Source organism: Janthinobacterium sp. UMAB-60 (assembly GCF_900095235.1).
GTDB lineage: Bacteria > Pseudomonadota > Gammaproteobacteria > Burkholderiales > Burkholderiaceae_D > Janthinobacterium.
In genome coordinates this window covers 61,943-78,080 of the sequence record NZ_LT607492.1, presented here as the reverse complement: position 1 = coordinate 78,080, position 16,138 = coordinate 61,943, and the positions used below count along the sequence as shown (strand labels likewise).

At 63.5% G+C, this 16,138-nt stretch carries 21 protein-coding genes; 11 read left to right on the top strand and 10 right to left on the bottom strand.

From position 1 onward, the window contains the following. Positions 1–46 precede the first annotated feature (46 nt). From K0F86_RS17745 to K0F86_RS17730, 4 genes are all read left to right on the top strand, one after another. Positions 47–640: a phasin family protein gene (locus K0F86_RS17745; RefSeq protein ID WP_219135629.1), complete on the top strand. Its 594-nt coding sequence runs from the start codon at positions 47–49 to the stop codon at positions 638–640. Positions 641–778: 138 nt separating this feature from the next. Then, positions 779–1,450 (top strand): TetR/AcrR family transcriptional regulator, encoded by a 672-nt coding sequence (locus K0F86_RS17740; RefSeq protein WP_034758777.1) that lies wholly within the window; start codon positions 779–781, stop codon positions 1,448–1,450. 41 nt (positions 1,451–1,491) lie between these two features. After that, positions 1,492–2,265, top strand: a complete 774-nt coding sequence (locus K0F86_RS17735) for a hypothetical protein (RefSeq protein ID WP_219135628.1) — start codon at positions 1,492–1,494, stop codon at positions 2,263–2,265. An 11-nt stretch (positions 2,266–2,276) separates the two neighbouring features. Then, entirely contained in the window at positions 2,277–2,822 is a 546-nt protein-coding gene (locus tag K0F86_RS17730; RefSeq protein ID WP_046682536.1) for a TIGR00730 family Rossman fold protein, read from the top strand. 28 nt (positions 2,823–2,850) lie between these two features. On the opposite strand, the gene K0F86_RS17725 is transcribed toward K0F86_RS17730, so the two are convergent. The 3 genes from K0F86_RS17725 to K0F86_RS17715 form a co-directional block, all read right to left on the bottom strand. Next, complete coding sequence (locus K0F86_RS17725) at positions 2,851–3,363, bottom strand: YgjP-like metallopeptidase domain-containing protein (protein WP_100876278.1); 513 nt, start codon at positions 3,361–3,363, stop codon at positions 2,851–2,853. A gap of 141 nt (positions 3,364–3,504) precedes the next feature. Continuing rightward, on the bottom strand, positions 3,505–3,909 hold the full coding sequence (locus K0F86_RS17720; RefSeq protein ID WP_219135627.1) for a KGG domain-containing protein: 405 nt from the start codon (positions 3,907–3,909) through the stop codon (positions 3,505–3,507). Between the two features lie 30 nt (positions 3,910–3,939). After that, a complete protein-coding gene (locus K0F86_RS17715) occupies positions 3,940–4,452 on the bottom strand; it encodes a phasin family protein (RefSeq protein WP_219135626.1) in 513 nt (170 codons plus the stop codon). A 344-nt stretch (positions 4,453–4,796) separates the two neighbouring features. Between K0F86_RS17715 and purU the strand changes: the two genes are divergently transcribed. Beyond that, on the top strand, positions 4,797–5,678 hold the full coding sequence (gene purU, locus K0F86_RS17710; RefSeq protein ID WP_219135625.1) for a formyltetrahydrofolate deformylase: 882 nt from the start codon (positions 4,797–4,799) through the stop codon (positions 5,676–5,678). Between the two features lie 39 nt (positions 5,679–5,717). Further along, the gene (locus tag K0F86_RS17705; protein ID WP_034758748.1) at positions 5,718–6,260 is read left to right on the top strand and encodes a YaeQ family protein; all 543 of its coding nucleotides are present in this window, start codon (positions 5,718–5,720) and stop codon (positions 6,258–6,260) included. 64 nt (positions 6,261–6,324) lie between these two features. Here K0F86_RS17705 and K0F86_RS17700 read toward each other — a convergent pair whose 3' ends face one another. Then, positions 6,325–6,873, bottom strand: coding sequence for a helix-turn-helix domain-containing protein (locus K0F86_RS17700; protein ID WP_219135624.1), 549 nt, complete (start codon positions 6,871–6,873; stop codon positions 6,325–6,327). 141 nt (positions 6,874–7,014) lie between these two features. Between K0F86_RS17700 and K0F86_RS17695 the strand changes: the two genes are divergently transcribed. Both K0F86_RS17695 and K0F86_RS17690 read left to right on the top strand, forming a co-directional pair. Further along, on the top strand, positions 7,015–7,830 hold the full coding sequence (locus K0F86_RS17695; protein WP_219135623.1) for an aldolase: 816 nt from the start codon (positions 7,015–7,017) through the stop codon (positions 7,828–7,830). A 26-nt stretch (positions 7,831–7,856) separates the two neighbouring features. Continuing rightward, positions 7,857–8,744 carry a dihydrodipicolinate synthase family protein gene (locus K0F86_RS17690; protein ID WP_219135622.1) on the top strand — a complete coding sequence of 296 codons (888 nt, stop codon included), beginning with the start codon at positions 7,857–7,859 and terminating at the stop codon, positions 8,742–8,744. On the opposite strand, the gene K0F86_RS17685 is transcribed toward K0F86_RS17690, so the two are convergent. Further along, positions 8,741–9,535 (bottom strand): head GIN domain-containing protein, encoded by a 795-nt coding sequence (locus K0F86_RS17685; protein WP_219135621.1) that lies wholly within the window; start codon positions 9,533–9,535, stop codon positions 8,741–8,743. The two genes, K0F86_RS17690 and K0F86_RS17685, sit on opposite strands and share 4 nt — an antisense overlap. Positions 9,536–9,723: 188 nt before the next feature. On the opposite strand from K0F86_RS17685, the gene K0F86_RS17680 reads away from it, so the two are divergent. Next, positions 9,724–10,359, top strand: a complete 636-nt coding sequence (locus tag K0F86_RS17680; RefSeq protein WP_034758744.1) for an SAM-dependent methyltransferase — start codon at positions 9,724–9,726, stop codon at positions 10,357–10,359. 53 nt (positions 10,360–10,412) lie between these two features. Here the strand turns inward: K0F86_RS17680 and K0F86_RS17675 are convergent, their stop codons facing one another. Then, positions 10,413–11,684, bottom strand: coding sequence for a cytochrome c (locus K0F86_RS17675; protein ID WP_219135620.1), 1,272 nt, complete (start codon positions 11,682–11,684; stop codon positions 10,413–10,415). Next, entirely contained in the window at positions 11,681–12,409 is a 729-nt protein-coding gene (locus K0F86_RS17670; RefSeq protein WP_219135619.1) for a c-type cytochrome, read from the bottom strand. The genes K0F86_RS17675 and K0F86_RS17670 overlap by 4 nt, the downstream gene beginning before the upstream one ends. Before the next feature lie 150 nt (positions 12,410–12,559). On the opposite strand from K0F86_RS17670, the gene K0F86_RS17665 reads away from it, so the two are divergent. Both K0F86_RS17665 and K0F86_RS17660 read left to right on the top strand, forming a co-directional pair. Further along, positions 12,560–13,981 carry a PLP-dependent aminotransferase family protein gene (locus tag K0F86_RS17665; protein ID WP_219135618.1) on the top strand — a complete coding sequence of 474 codons (1,422 nt, stop codon included), beginning with the start codon at positions 12,560–12,562 and terminating at the stop codon, positions 13,979–13,981. A gap of 89 nt (positions 13,982–14,070) precedes the next feature. Beyond that, positions 14,071–14,418 carry a DUF4870 domain-containing protein gene (locus tag K0F86_RS17660; RefSeq protein ID WP_219135617.1) on the top strand — a complete coding sequence of 116 codons (348 nt, stop codon included), beginning with the start codon at positions 14,071–14,073 and terminating at the stop codon, positions 14,416–14,418. 21 nt (positions 14,419–14,439) lie between these two features. Here K0F86_RS17660 and K0F86_RS17655 read toward each other — a convergent pair whose 3' ends face one another. Genes K0F86_RS17655 through K0F86_RS17645 form a run of 3 tightly spaced genes read right to left on the bottom strand, consistent with a single transcriptional unit; the run spans position 14,440 to position 16,043 of the window. Beyond that, a complete protein-coding gene (locus K0F86_RS17655) occupies positions 14,440–14,868 on the bottom strand; it encodes an SMI1/KNR4 family protein (RefSeq protein ID WP_219135616.1) in 429 nt (142 codons plus the stop codon). Positions 14,869–14,888: 20 nt separating this feature from the next. Further along, entirely contained in the window at positions 14,889–15,524 is a 636-nt protein-coding gene (locus K0F86_RS17650; RefSeq protein ID WP_219135615.1) for a 3'-5' exonuclease, read from the bottom strand. 9 nt (positions 15,525–15,533) lie between these two features. Continuing rightward, on the bottom strand, positions 15,534–16,043 hold the full coding sequence (locus tag K0F86_RS17645; protein ID WP_219135614.1) for a ProQ/FINO family protein: 510 nt from the start codon (positions 16,041–16,043) through the stop codon (positions 15,534–15,536). Positions 16,044–16,138: the final 95 nt, after the last annotated feature.

Genomic DNA, 16,138 nt, shown 5'->3' with positions numbered 1-16,138 from the left:
AAGCATCCATGAAGTGGCATGGCCTTTCATATGACGGGAGCGGGCGATGGTGAAGAAATTGAAGGAGTTGGCGGAAGACAATGAATTGGCGAGCGCCGTGCGCTCGTCCGCGCAGCAGATCTGGCAAGCGGGCCTCGGTGCCTTCGCCAAGGCGCAGGAAGAGGGCGGGCGCGTGTTTTCCAAGCTCGTCAAGGAAGGCACGGAATTCCAGAAGCGCGCCGAAGACAAGGTGGCCGATGTCGGCGACAGCGTCGGCAAGCTGGCCGATGGCGTGGGCAAGCAGGCCAGCGGCTCCTGGGACAAGCTGGAACAGGTGTTTGAAGAGCGCGTGGCGCGTGCCCTGGCCACCATCGGCGTGCCGATGCAAAACGATATCGCCGCGCTGCACGCCAAAATCGATGCCTTGAGCTTGCAGGTGGCGGCGCTGTCCGCCAAGGCCGCGCCGGCGGCCAAGCCGAAGGCGGCACCGAAAGCCGCACCGAAGGCGGCCGTCGCCAAGGCCCCGGCCAAGCCGGCAGCCAGGGCCGCGCCGCGCGCCGCAGCCAAGCCAATAAGCAAGCCAATAAGCAAGCCGGTGAGCAAGCCAGTGAGCAAGCCCGCCGCCAGGCCGGCGGCGAAGAAAAAAGCGCCGGCCGCTTGAGCTGGCGCAACATCCCTCCAGCCTGCTCGCGCAGGCTTTTTTTTGCCTGCGCTTTTCGCCGGTGCCGTGGGGCGTAGTGTTTCATTACGGCTATCTTAGGTGGTATGCTTGAGGCAGAACACAGAGAGATTGCCCGCCATGCTACAAAAAGCACCACGCCGTACCCGCGAACGCATCCTGGAGTTGTCGCTGCGCCTGTTCAATGAGTTTGGTGAGCCGAATATCACGACGACCGTGATTGCGGAAGAGATGAATATTTCGCCGGGAAACCTGTATTACCACTTCCGTAACAAGGATGACATCGTCAACTCGATTTTCGTCCAGTTCGAGGCGGAAATCGAACGCATCCTGACCGTGCCTGACGGACGCCGTTCGAATATCGAGGATGTCTGGCTGTATTTGCACCTGATGTTCGAACTGATCTGGCGCTACCGCTTTTTCTATCGCGACCTCAATGATTTGCTGTCGCGCAACCGCAAGCTGGAACTGCACTTCAAGCTGATCCTGGCGCACAAAATCAAGGTGGCCACGCAGCTGTGCGAAGATTTGCGCAGCGAGCAGTCTTTGGAAGCGTCGGACATGGAAGTGGCCGCGATGGCGACGAATATGGTGGTCGTCGCCACCTACTGGCTGTCGTACGAATATGTGCGCAATCCGCGCAAGTACAGCGAGCAGCAATCGATGTCCGATGCGCTGGCACGCGGCTGCTACCAGGTGTTGTCGCTGATCGGGCCTTATTTGCGCAATGAAACACATTTGCTGTTTCGTAAACTGTCGGAAGAGTATGTGACCAAACTCAAGAACGACTGACGCGGCTGCTGGCGCCACGTCGTCATTTACAGGAGAGAGAGATGGCTTGGAAACAATTCCCCTATCCGGACGCAGCCTATGTCTATACGCCGCAGACCCTGGAAGCGGCCTGGGCGCGCCTGCATGCGGGCGATGTGGAACCGTTTCCCACGCACCCGGCGCTGGTGCAAGCCTGGCTGGCCTTCCACGCGGGCGACTTCGAACGCGCCGTGAAGCTGGGCCTGGCCGTCGGCGTGCCCGGCTATGCGGTGGCGCACAAGGCGACCTGCATCTATGCCACGCACCTGGAAGTGGACGACCGCCAGAAACTCGATATGTACGAGGAAGTGGCGGAGCGCTGCGAGCGCCAGCAGAGCGAACAGCCGGACAACCCGGCCGGCTACTACTGGCATGCCTATAGCCTGGGCCGCTACGCGCTGGGCACCTCCGTCGTCAAGGCCCTGGCGCAAGGCATGGGGGCGCGCGTGCGCAACAGCCTGGACCGCACGATGACGGTGGCGCCCATGCATGCGGAAGCGCATATTGCGTTTGGGATTTATCATACGGAAATTATCGACAAGGTCGGCGCCATGATCGGCGGCCTGACCTACGGCGCCAACAAGGAAGATGGCTATCAGCACTTCAAGACGGCGCTGGCCCTGACGCCGTATTCGGCGCTGGCGCACAGCGAATATGCGCGCGCATTGAATATGCTTGACGGAAAGAAAAAGCTGGCGGAAGCGCTGGCACTGTATGAAAAGGCGGCCGACTGCGCGGCACTGGACGCCAAGGAACGCCTCGAGGTCGAGGCGGCGATCGATGAATTGAAAGGGTAGGGATTACTGTGATCAAGGCTTTATGTGTGTACTGCGGCGCCAACGCGGGCGTCTCGCCCGACTATGCGGTGGCGGCGCGCGAACTGGCGCGCGTGCTGGTGGCGGAAAATATTTCGCTGGTGTATGGCGGCGGCAAGGTCGGCCTGATGGGCGTGATCGCCGATGAAGTGCTGCGCCTGGGCGGCGAGGTGACGGGCGTGATTCCCACCCAACTGGTTGAACGCGAAGTGGGCCACATGGGCTTGACGCGCCAGTTCATCGTGAAGGACATGCATGAGCGCAAGGCGATGATGGCCAGCCTGTCCGACGCCTTCATCGCCATGCCCGGCGGCTATGGCACCCTGGAAGAGCTGTTCGAGATGCTCACATGGGCCCAGCTGGGCTTGCACGCCAAGCCCATCGGCTTGCTCAATGTCGACCGTTTCTATGATGGCTTGATTGCTTTCGTGCAAAACGGCAAGGAACAGGGCTTCATCCGCCCGCAGCACGCGGCCTTCCTCAATGCCGACGCCGATCCCGCAGCGCTGGTGCAACGCCTGAAGGAGTGCGCGCCGTAGGCTCTGGTAAGTGCTTGAGCGCCGCGCCTCACGACCACAGGCGCTGGCCTGACAGGTCGAGCTGGGTCAGGTACAGGCGCACGTCGAATTCGTACTGGTGGTATTGCGGTTCCATATACGTGCACAGCTTGTAGAACGGCTTGTCGTGCTGCTTTTCTTTTACATGCGCCAGTTCGTGCACGGCGATCATGCGCAGAAATTCCAGCGGCACTTCCTTGAACATGGTGGCCACGCGGATTTCATGCTTGGCCTTGAGCTTGCCGCCCTGCACGCGCGAGATCGAGGTATGCAAGCCCAGCGCATGCTGGATCACGTGGATCTTGCTGTCGAACGCCACTTTGTTGATGGGTTCGGCATTGCGCAGGAATTCATTCTTCAAGTCTTGCACGTACTGGTACAACGCCTTGTCGTTGCGCACATCGTGCGCATGCGGGTAGCGTTTTAACAGGACTTCGCCCAGCTTGTCCTGCGCGATCAGTTGTTGTACTTGCGCTTGCGTTTGTTCGGAATAGGCGCTCAGGTATTTCAGGGATGGCTGCATGCGGGGAAGGGCGGGGCGGGGCGCGAATGTGTCAGTAAGGCGAGAATACCATACCGCCGCGCCCCACGCTGTGCCAGCCCCGGCACGGGGCTGCCAGGGCCGCCCCGCGCCGTCGTCAAGCCGCGTGCCAGATCAGCCAGGTCAGCCCTTGTCGTCTTCGTCCTTGTTGCCCTGCCGGCCAGCCTTCGACTGTTGTTGCTCGGCGCCGCCGCCGCGTGCCGCCGTGCTGCCGCGGCTTTCATTGGCGCGCTGGGCCGATTGCCGGCTTTCGCCGCCCTTGCGGCCGATTTCGGCCATGTGTTCGCGGTTACGGCTGACGGCTTCGCCGCCTTTCTGTCCGGCCCGGCGTGCTTCTTCCGAGTCGAATTCATGCGCCGTGCCCTTTTGATGGGCTGCCTGACCGCCCTTGCTGGCGATTTCGCGTTGCTGCTCTTCGTTCATGGCGGCGAAACCGCGCTTGCTCGTGCCTTTGGCGCTGCCCGCTTCGCCGGCTTTCTGGCTGCTGCCAGCGCCCTTGCCCTGTTCATTACCTTGATTGCTAGCCATGTCGCTCTCCTTGCTGTCGAGTGGGGGTGTTCAATGTGCCTGATCGGATTGCCGGCTGCTCTCGCGACCGCGGGCTACACCGTCGCTGCGGCCCGTGGCGTGCATTTTTTCGATCATGTCACGCTGGCGCTGCGTGGCTTTTTCTGTTTCTTCGGCCGTCTTGCGCACTACTTCGTCAGCGAAGGCCACGGCCGTGCGGCTCGTTTCGGGCAGGTGGTTCTCTGCCGTGCGGTTCATCTCGACATTGGCGCTGGCGACGAGATTGCCGAGTTGCTGCTGGTATTGGTGCAGCTTGTTGCTGCCCGGCTGCAACTGGGCGGCGGCCAGCGACATGAACTCGCCCGTGTCGCGCGCGGACAGCAGTTGCTGGCTGGCGTTGCTCCATTCCTGCAGCAAGTCTTGCGCCAGCCGCAGATGCAGCTCGCTCAGTTGCTGCGCCGTATCGAACAGCTTGCGCGATAGTTCTGTGGCGAAATTGCACTGGGCCTCCAGGTGGGACTTCAGGGCGGGGCTGAGACTGGGGGAAATACTGTTTGTGAACATGTTCTACCTCAATGAAAATCTGGTCCGAGAAACACCCGGTGTACCGGATGCGACGTGTGCTGAAACAAGCAAAGAGATAGACGCCGGACGGCGTGCCAGGTTCCACGCGGGAGGCGGGTTTGGCGCGAGAATGGCGCCTGGCAGATGGAAAAACGCGATGGCTTTGTGCCAGATCAAAGGAACGTCAATCAGCTTGCCGCTGCGGGCAGCCACGCTGCTTGTGTGGAAAATGCAGGTTTACAGGCCCGGCCGTGCGACAATAGCCGGCTCGCGGCAGCGCAGCCGATGGCCGGCGCGCGTGGCTGAGCCGAGCATAGCCCTATTTTTTGCCTTATTCCGCGACCATGACGCATCCCGAATACATCCTGACCCTGTCCTGCCTGGACCAGCGCGGCATCGTGCACCGCGTGTCCGGCTTTCTGGCCGAACACGGCTGCAACATCCTCGATTCCGCCCAGTTCGGCGACCAGGAATCCCAGCTGTTCTTCATGCGCGTACATTTCGCGCTGGAAGACGGCGCCGTCAGCGACGCCCAGTTGCGCAGCGACTTCGCCGACCTGTCGCAAGTCATGCAGCTCAATGGCCAATTCCATGGCCAATTGCACGATGCACGCGTCAAGCCGCGCGTCATGCTGATGGTGTCGAAGATCGGCCATTGCCTGAACGATTTGCTGTTCCGCTACAAGAGCGGCTTGCTGAACGTGGAAATCCCCGCCATCGTCTCGAACCACATGGAGTTCTACCAGCTGGCGGCCAGCTACAATATTCCCTTCCACCACCTGCCGCTGGCGGCCGGCGCGCCGGAAGCGGCCAAGCTGGCGCAGGAAGCGAAGATCATCGAGCTGATGGACACGCACAAGATCGACCTAGTGGTGCTGGCGCGCTACATGCAAATCCTGTCGCCCGGCCTGTGCCAGGCGCTCGACGGCCGCGCCATCAATATTCACCATTCATTCCTGCCCAGCTTCAAGGGCGCCAAGCCGTATGCGCAGGCGCACCACCGCGGCGTCAAGCTGATCGGCGCGACGGCCCATTTCGTCACGGGCGACCTGGACGAAGGCCCGATCATCGAGCAGGATGTCGAGCGCGTCGACCATGCGATGGATGCCGACACCCTGACGGCCATCGGCCGCGACGTCGAGTGCGTGGTGCTGGCGCGCGCCGTGAAATGGTTCGTTGAGCACCGCATCCTGAAAAATGGCGACAAGACGGTGGTTTTCCGCTGATACCGACTTCACTATTCACTTTACCGAGACAGAAACACGATGGCCCTCAAAGCAACAATTTTCAAAGCCGATCTGCAGATCGCCGACATGGACCGCAATTACTACCAGGATCACGCGCTGACCCTGGCGCGCCACCCGTCCGAAACGGATGAGCGCATGATGGTGCGCCTGCTGGCGTTCGCCATCCACGCCGACGAGGCGCTGACCTTCACCAAGGGCTTGTTCGACACGGAAGAGCCCGACCTGTGGCAGAAGGACCTGACGGGCGCCATCCAGCTGTGGATCGAAGTGGGCCAGCCCGACGAAAAGCGCATCCTGAAGGCGTGCGGGCGTTCGGAACAGGTCATCGTGTATAGCTACGGCGCAACCAGCCACATCTGGTGGAAGCAGATCGCCAACAAGCTGGAACGGGCGAAGAACTTGACCGTCATCAACCTGCCATCCGAGGCGGCGCAAGACATGAGCAAGCTGGCACAGCGCAACATGCAGCTGCAATGCACGATCCAGGATGGCCAGATCTGGCTGACCGACAGCGTCAACACGGTCTTGATCGACCGCGAACCGGTGAAGCCGGCGCGCTGATGTTGACTGTTTGAAACGCAAAAAGCCCGGAGCGCTCCGGGCTTTTTGCGTTGCGGCACCGCTTTTATGGGGCCGCGTCTTCGTCGTTGCTGACGATCACCAGCAACTGCGCCTGCTGTGCGCCGATGCTGCGCGTGCGATGCGGAATCAGGGCGTTGAAATACACGGAGTCGCCCGTGTGCAACTGCACGGTTTCCTGGGGAAATTCGATTTCAATCGTGCCCTGGTGCACGAACAGGAATTCCTCGCCGGCATGTTCCTTGAAGGCGGAGGCGACGAAATCGGGCGCCGGATAGACCATGAAGGGCAGCATTTTCTTCGGTGCCACGCCGGCCGCGATGCTGGCGAAATGCGGCAGCGGCGGCATCGCGCCCGCGCTGGCCGGATCGCCGGCGCGCGTGATGGTGACGGCCGCCTGCCGGTGGCTGTCGCTGAACAGCTGCTCCACATCCACCTGCATCGCGTGCGACAGTTTCAGCGCCACGGCGATCGAGGGCACGCTCAGGCCCCGCTCCACCTTGGACAGGTAACTCTTCGTCAAGCCGCTTTTTTCCGCCAGCTGTTCCAGGGTCCAGCCCTTGTGTTTTCTCAGCAGTTTCAGACGCATAGCCATGGTTGCATCGGTCGATTTAAAAAAACTATTGTACCTCATGACACAAAGTGTCCTAAAATACACTCAGTTTCCTTGGATTGGGTTGCGCGGCCACTGCCGTGCATGCCGGGAAGCGTAGTCAGCATGAGTGAAGGATCAACGATGCAGCAAAATACTCCGTATGAAGTGGCCGCCCCGGGCGCCAGCCTGGCCTTGTCGAAAGACGCACTGGTGGCCATCGCCGAGCGGCGTCTGGCCAGCGTCACGCAGGACAGCCCGTGGTCGGCGCGGCAAACCCTGGCGCTGGCCTGCCGCATCCTGTTCGATGGCGGGCATGATTCCGGCCTGGCAGGGCAGATCAGCTGCCGTGGCGGCCAGGACGGCACGTTTTACACGCAACAGCTGGGCCTGGGCTTCGATGAAATCACGGCCAGCAACCTGATCGAGGTCGACCACGACCTGCGCGTGGTGCACGGCGAGGGCATTCCCAACCCGGCCAACCGTTTCCACAGCTGGATCTACCGCCAGCGCCCGGACGTGGCCTGCATCATCCACACGCATCCCACGCACGTGGCGGCGCTGTCGATGCTGGAGCAGCCGCTGATCGTGTCGCACATGGATACCTGCCCCCTGTTCGACGATTGCGCCTTCCTGCCCTCGTGGCCGGGCGTGCCGGTAGGAAATGAAGAGGGCGAGATCATCGCCAGCGCCCTGGGCGACAAGCGCGCCATCCTGCTGGCCCATCACGGCCAGCTGGTGGTGGGCCGCACGGTGGAAGAGGCGTGCATGCTGGCCTTGCTGATGGAACGGGCAGCCCGCCTGCAATTGCTGGCCATGGCCGCCGGCACCATCCTGCCGCTGCCGCCGGCCCTGGCGCGCGAGGCGCACGACTGGATTTCCACGGCGCGGCGCGACAGCGTGACCTTCGCCTATTACGCGCGGCGCGCCCTGCGCCAGCATGCCGATTGCCTGGCTTAACGACATTCACTGGAGGACACCACATCATGCAAACCTTATTTCAAGGCATCATTGCCTACCCTGTCACCCCATTCACGGCCGACGGCGGCGACGTTGACTTGCCGCGCCTGCGGCAATTGATCGAGCGCCTGATCGCCGACGGCGTGCACAGCATCGCCCCGCTGGGCAGCACGGGCGAGAGCGCCTACCTGCAGGACGGGGAATGGGATGCCGTCGCCGCCACCTCGCTGGCCGCCGTCGCCAGGCGCGTGTCCACGGTGGTGGGCATTTCCGACCTGACCACGGCGGGCGCCATGCGCCGCGCCCGCTTTGCGGAAAAGCAGGGCGCCGACGCCGTGATGGTCTTGCCGGTGTCGTACTGGAAACTGAGCGAGGAAGAAATCGTGCGCCACGTGGCGCGCATCGGCGCTGCCGTGGGTATTCCGATCATGCTGTACAACAATCCGGCCACCAGCGGTATCGACATGTCGCCCGAGTTGATCGTGCGCATCTGGCGCGAGGTGCCGAATGTGACGATGGTCAAGGAAAGCACGGGCGACATCCAGCGCATGCACCGGCTGGCGCAGCTGAGCGGGGGCGAGTTGCCGTTCTATAACGGCAGCAACACCCTGGCCTTCGCCGCGCTGGCGGCCGGCGCCCGCGGCTGGTGCACGGCCGCGCCCAACCTGCATGCGGGCTTGCCGCTGGCCCTGTATGCGGCCGTGCAGGCGGGCGACTTGCCACAGGCGCGCGAACTGTTCTTCCGGCAATTGCCATTGCTGCAATGCCTGATGAAAGGGGGCTTGCCGCCCACCGTCAAGGCGGGGCTGGCGCTGCGGGGCTTTGATGTGGGTACGCCGCGAGCGCCGCTGCAGCCGCTGGGCGAGGCGGCCACGCGCGAGCTGGCCGCCGTGCTGGACAGCCTGACGGCCTAATTCGGCGCGCCACCCAGGCGCTTGATGCTGCTTGAGCGCTGCATGCTGCGGCTGATGCGCGGGTCGCCGTAGTAGCTCACTTCGCCCGAGCCGCCGATGCTGATGCTCAGGTCTTCCTTGGCCCATACTTGCGCCTCGCCCGAGCCGCCGATGCTCACCTGCACCTCGCGCGCGGCCAGGCGGCCTGCCTGGATATTGCCCGAGCCGCCGATCGACGCCGTCAGCTGCTCCGTCTTGCCGCTGGCCTTGAAGTTGCCGCTGCCGCCGATGGCCACAGCCACCTGGCGGCTGTCGAGCTCGCGCGCATCGATGGAGCCGGAACCGCCCACGTCGAAGCGCAGCTTCTCGGCGCGCAAGCCCGTTGCCGTGATGCTGCCCGAGCCGCCCACGCTGATGCGTTCCACCTGGCGCGCCTGGATGACGATGGTCAGGTTGCTCTGGCGGAAAAACGTATTGCGCCTGGCGGGGCGGATGCGCAGGGTACCGTTTTCCACCACCGTCTCGATCAGCGGCAGGATATTGTCGTCGGCCTCGATGGTGATGCTGTCCGTGTTGCCAATACGCAATTCGACCGTGCCCGGCACATTCAGCGCCACGCCATGGAAGCTGCCCACTTCGCGCGTCTGTTTTTGCAGCTTGCCGCTGCCCTGGATGCCGTTGCTGGAGATCCAGTCGAGCGGCGACGCCAGCGCCGGCGCGGCCGGGATGGCCAGGGCGCAAACGGCCAGCAGCAGGGCGGTGGCGGCGCCAGCGTGGCGGCGGTGGCACGGGTGGAAAAGTGGCTGTGTCATTCTTGCTCCCTGTTTTGAATTGGACTGCAGGCATGGTATGCCAGCCGGTGGCGCCCGCGGACCGCGCTGCGACAGACTGCGCCGGCAGCGGCATGGAATGCAGGAGGATGCGACAGGATGGCATGAGGTATCATGCCGGTATTGGACATACGACGAGCGGTACGCGCCGCTCACACTACTGGAATTACATGCTGATCATCACCATCAAACAGGGCAAGGAAAAGAGCTTGCTGGGCCAATCGTGGATTTACGCGTCCGCGATTGAAAAAGTCGAAGGCAAGCCGCAGGAAAAAATGAAGCCTGGCTCGACGGCCATCGTGCAGAGTTCTTCGAAGCAATTCATCGCCCGCGCCGCCTACAATTCGAAGTCGCAGATCCGCGCGCGCATCTGGAGCTTCAAGGAAGACGAACCGGTCGACCACGCGCTGATCAAGCGCCGCGTCAAGGCCGCCATCGAGAAAAAACTGCCGGCCATCAAGAAGGCGGGCGAAAACCAGCTGCTGACCCTGATCAAGGGCGAAGACGAGGGCTTGCCGGGCCTGGTGGTACAGCTGTTCGGCGGCGTGCAAGGCTATCTGATCTGCGAATTCAACGCCGGCGGCGTCGACGCGTGGAAAGTGGCCATCGTGCAATCGCTGATGGCTTCCACGGGCTGTGCGAACGTGTATGAGCGCTGCGACGACCTGATGCGCAAGGGCGAAGGCTTGCCCCTGATCGACGGCGCCCTGGCCGGCGAGGAGCCGCCCGATGAAGTCATGCTGACGGACAACGGCGTGCGCTATGCGCTGGATCTGAAAACGGGACATAAAAGCAAGTTCCGTTGAGAACGACTGCCTGACAAGAAAAAAGCCGGCGCGAGCCGGCTTTTTCATGTCTGCTACTCCAGCGGCACGCTGCGGTACTTGTTTACCTCCAGCGCCGACACCGCCGGAGCATCATTGCCCCACGACGCGCGCAGATACGTCACCACGGCCGCCACTTCCGCGTCATCCATGACGGGGCCGAACGGCGGCATGCCGTAGGGGCGCGGGTTGCCGCTGGTGCCGGGCGCAAAGCCGCCGTTGAGCACGAGGCGGATGGCGTTCACGGCCGAGTCCGTCGTCAGCGCGCGGTTGCCGGCCAGCGGCGGGTAGCCGGGCGGCACGCCCTTGCCGTCGGCCTGGTGGCAGCTCGCGCATTGCGCCTCATACAATTTCGCGCCCAGCGCCAGTTGCTGCCGAACTTGCTCCGAGGTGTCGCGCGGCACCTTTTTCGCCGCTTGCGCAGGGCCGGGCAGGCTTTTCAGGTACACGGCCATCGCCTGCACGTCGGTGGTGCCCATGTGCTGCAAGCTTTGCCGCACCACCTCGGCCATCGGGCCGAAGACGGTGGCGCGCGGCGAGACGCCCGTTTGCAGCAATTCCACGATATGCGCCGTGTCCCAGTCGCCCAGGCCCGCTTCCGCGTCCGACGTCAGCGAGGGCGCATACCAGCCCAGCACGGGGATCAGGCCGCCGGACAGGCCGTCGTCGCTGCCGCCCAGGGTGGTGCGGCTGCTATGGCAGGCGCTGCAGTGGCCCAGGCCCTGCACCAGGTAGGCGCCGCGGTTCCACTCCATGCTTTTACTGGTGAGCGGCTGGTATACGCCCGGCTTGAAATACAGCGCGCGCCAGGCGGCCAGCGCGAGTTGCTGGTTGTAGGGAAAGCGCAGCGCGTGCGGCGCGTTCGCTTGCCGGTGCGGCGGCACGCTCTGGAAATACGCGTACAGGGCGTCGCTGTCCTCGCGCTGCACCTTGGTGTAGCTGGTGTACGGAAAGGCCGGATACAGCAGGCGGCCATCCTTCGACTTGCCGTTGTGGATGGCGCGCCAGAAATCGTCGGCCGTCCAGCTGCCGATGCCCGTTTCCCTGTCGGCCGTGAGGTTGGGCGAGAGCACCTTGCCGAACGGCGTCTGCAAGGCCCGTCCGCCCGCGTAGGGCACGCCGCCGCGCGTCGTGTGGCACGCCATGCAATCGCCCGCCTTGGCCAGGTAGGCGCCGCGCGCGACCAGCTGTTGCTGGCTCAGGGTGCTGGCAACGGCGGGCGGGCCGATGTCGTCGTCCGGGTACAGCAGGAACTTGGAGCCGCCGGCGATCAGCACCAGGCCGGCCGCGATCATCCATTTCTTCATGGCGCCACCTGCGCGGCAGAACCCGGCACGCCGCCGCAGTGCAGCGGCAGGGGCAGGGCGATGTCGCTGGCGGGGCGCGCGTCGGCGCTGGCCACTTGCGTGCCCAGCCAGGCCGAGACGGCGCCCACGTCCGCGTCCGACAGGCGCTGCGCCACTTGCGCCATGCAGTCGGGCGCATGGGCGCGGCGGATGCCGTTCTTCCAGGCGCCCAGTTGGGCGTTGATGTAGTCGCGCGGCAAGCCCAGCAAGCCGGGGATGGCGGGCGCCACGCCGGCCAGCTTCTCGCCATGGCAGGCGATGCAGGCGGGAATCTTTTTCCCGCTGTCCCCGTGCAGCACCAGCTGTTTGCCGCGCGCCAGGGCTGTCGTGCCGGCGTTGCTGGGCTGGCCCGGCGGCGGGGCGGGGTGCTGCGCCGCAAAATACTCGGCGATTTCGCGCAGGTAATCGTCCGGCAAGTGCTCGACCATGTAGTTCATCATCGGATACTGGCGCCTTCCCTCGCGGAAATTGAGCAACTGGTTGTACAGGTAGCCGGCCGGCTTGCCGGCGATGCGGGGGAAGAAGGCGTCGTGGCGTTCCTTGGGCGCATGGCAGGCCGTGCACGCCTTGATGCGCTGTTCCAGGCTGTCGTGGCCGGCTGGCACGCTGGCCGGTGCGGCCAGCGCCATGCCGGGCAAGGCGCAAGCCAGGGCCAGCACCAGTACGAGGGGGGAATGCGGTAGCATGGAGAGTTGCATGGGAAAGTAACCTGTCTCGTCGGTCGGTGGCATGCCGGTGTTGCTGCCCGGATGTTGTTACCCTAGCATATAACGGGCGCTGTCACTGTGACAGGATCAGTTGTGCAATAAAAATACGGATCAGTTTGAGGAGCAAGGTTGAAACGATATGAGGAATTGGCGGAAGAAGTCGCCGCCATGATCAGCACGCAGCTGTTGCTGCCTGGTGATAAGTTGCCTTCCGTGCGCCAGCAGCATGCGCGGCGCGGCGTGAGCCCGTCGACGGTGTTCCAGGCGTATTATTTGCTCGAAGCGCGCGGCATGATCGTCTCGCGGCCCCGCTCCGGCTATTACGTGGCGCCGCAGCGCGCCGCGCTGGCGCCCGAGCCGGACAGTTCGCGCCCGCTCGACGCCAGCACCACCGTCGACGTCAGCGACCTCGTGTTCGAGGTGCTGGGCGCCGTGGGCGCGCGCGATATCGTACCGTTCGGCTCGGCCTTTCCCAGCCCGCATCTGTTCCCGATGGAACGGCTGGCGCGGGCCGTGTCGGCCAGCATGCGCCGCCTCGATCCGTGGAGCACGGTCACGGATTTATCCCTGGGCAATGCGGAATTGCGCCGCCAGATCGCGCTGCGCTACCAGCTCGACGGCGTGCTTGTTTCCAGCGACGACATCGTCATCACGAATGGCGCGCTGGAAGCGCTGAACCTGTGCCTGCAAGCCGTCACGCGGCCCGGCGACACGGTGCTGATCGAGTCGCCCAGCTTCTATGCCTGCCTGCAGGCGCTGGAGCGGCTGGAACTCAAGGCCGTCGAGATCGCCACCAGCCCGCGCGACGGCGTCGACCTGGCGGCGCTGGAAGAGTTGCTGCAACGCCACCAGCCCAAGGCGTGCTGGCTGATGACGAGTTTCCAGAATCCGCTGGGCAGCCTGATGCCGCCGGAAAAGAAGCGCGCATTGGTGGAACTGCTGGCGCGCCATGGCGTGCCGCTGATCGAAGATGATGTGTATGGCGAGCTGTATTTCGGCAAGCAGCGCCCCGGCCTGACGAAAAGCCATGACAGCGCGGGCATGGTCATGCATTGCAGCTCGTTTTCCAAGACCCTGGCGCCCGGTTTCCGCCTGGGCTGGGCCGTGGCGGGCCGCCATGCGCGCCAGGTCGAGCGCCTGAAGCTGACGACGAGCCTCTCGGCGCCGATACCGCTGCAGATGGCGCTGGCCGATTACCTGGCGCACGGCGGCTACGACCGCCATTTGCGCCAGTTGCGGCTGACCCTGGCGGCGCAGCAAAACACCATGCTGCAAGCCATCGCCGTGCATTTTCCGCCCGGCACGCGGGTCACGCGGCCGCAGGGCGGCTATTTCGTCTGGGTGGAAATGCCGGTGGGCATCGATGCGCTGGCCTTGCACCGCAGCGCGCTGGCGGCCGGCATCAGCATCGCGCCCGGTCCCATCTTTTCCGCCACGCGCGCGTTTCGCCATTGCATCCGTCTCAATTACGGCCACCCGTGGAGTCCGCAGCTGGAAGAAGCCATCGCCACGCTGGGGCGGCTGGCGTTGGCGGCGGCAAGCGCCGCATGAAAAAAGTCCCTTGCGGCAGCAAGTGTTTCATTTCAAAAAGAAATATTACTGTTATATTGATGTATCTATAACTAATGATGGGAATGATAATGGATAACACGCAGCCGGAAGTGGGTCGTACGCAAGATACGACGATCGCCATCCTGTCCCATATTGGCGGCCTGTTCACCAGCTGGGTGGCGCCGCTGATCATTTATTTGATCAAGAAGGATGATGCGGATAAATTTTCGGCTGAGAACGCCCGCGAAGCGCTGAATTTCCAGATCACCCTGATCATCTGGTACGTCGTCTGCTTTATCCTGACTTTCGTCATCATCGGCATTTTTATGTTCTGGCTGGTGGCGCTGGGCAATCTGGTGTTTTCCATCATTGCCGCCGTCAAGGCCAGCAATGGCATCACTTACCGTTATCCCTTGACCTTGCGCCTCGTCAAATAAGCTTGCGTCGGCCGCCGTGTTTCATCCCGGACGGCCGGGCAGGACCAGGAAGGCGGCAAAGTCGGGCGCCACCGTGCTGGTGGCGCCTGTTTCGTGCGACCACAGCACGACCACCGGTTCACCGGTGGGCCCCGTTTGCGCATAATCAAAACAATAGTAATCGCCTGTGCCGAACTGGGCAAAGGGCAGCAGGGAAGCGGCATCGCTGTCGTTCGCGCCCACATTCTCCAGCCATTCCTGCCAGCTCGTGCGGTAATGGCGCTCTATCGATTCCCACGTCTTGCGCGCATAGTCCGCGTCGTAGACGGGAAACACGCTCAAGGCGCCCAGCGCGCGGCCATTGTTGACCAATAACCATTGTACGTAGGACGGGGGCAGCGTTCGCCCCAGCGCCTGTTCGGCGGCGGCGATCGCGTCAGGCGTGGTGCCGATGGACTTGCTCTTGCTCATGTTACAGAAAGGCGCCTGGCTCAGGCGGCGACTGGCGGCGTGCTGGCGCGCGGGGCTTTTTGCGGCGCGACTTTACCGCCGTCGGCGATCCAGCGGCGGTACACGCGCAGGGCCACTTGCGCATCGTCGGCCGCGTACAGGATCTGCTTTTCCGTCAGGCGCGAGGTGGCCCAGTTGGTGGTGGAGATCTTTTTCGATTTCTGCAGGTGCAGGCCGAAGAACTTGGCCACGGCCGTCTTGGCGCCCAGGTCGTTGCGCTGGCCGCCGCGCAGGGCGACGGACAGGTCCAGCACCTGCGCTGGCGCAATGCCCAGCTTGTTGCGCAGGCGCTTGACGTCGTCGGACAGGCCAAAGCCCACCTTCAGAGTGGTGGTCGATTCGAGGATGGCCTTGAGTTCGGCCAGGGCCGGCGCCGGTGTGCTGCCCACCTGGAACAAGTAGGCGATGTCGTCGGTGGCCAGCTGGATCAGGTGCGGTCCCGTGGAGGACTCGCCCTTGACGAACGTCGGCTTCGATTCCGTGTCGAAGCCGATGGCATCGGCGGCCAGCAGGGCGGCCATGGCTGCCCTGGCATCGTCACTGGTGCGTACCAGTTTGACGTGCTCGAGTGTAATGCCTTGATACGGGGGCAGTGGCGGTGCGGCAGCTGTGTCCATGAAACCGGATCAGCCTTTGCGCGAGAATTTCGCGGTCAGCTGATTCAGTTTTTCCAGGCGCAAACGGTTCGCTTCTTCGGCGGCGGCCGCGTCGCGTTCGGCTTTCTTGCGCTCGGCTTCTTTCTTGAAGCGCTGCTGCAATACTTGCGTGGCGTGGTCGCGGTGGGTTTGCGTCACTTCCGCGCCGGCCGTGCCGTCGAGGTCGTAGCGGATCTTGGCTTTTTCCATCATGCGCAGGTAGCGCAGCGAACCCGTGTGGATGCCCAATGCCGTGCGCATCAGCTTGCGGTCCAGGTCCGGCAGGCGCGCCAGGATCTGCTTGTCGATACCGATCGACAAGGGCAGGCAATCGCGGAATGGCGGGAATTGCTCCTGGAACTGCTTCAGCAGGGCGCGTGCGGTCAGGCCGGCAGGCGCCGGCGTGGTCGCTACGGCCGGTGCCGCCGCTGGGGCTGCATCGACTGGCGTGTCAGGAGTGGTGGCTTGCTGGTCTGGCGTGGAGCTGGTCATCGACATCATTGGTTGGGCTATAAAAGGGGAGCATAGCACGCGCCACAGGCAAGTGCATTGTCTTTTTTGGCAACTTGCACAGAGATAAGCGGGTCCGTACTACA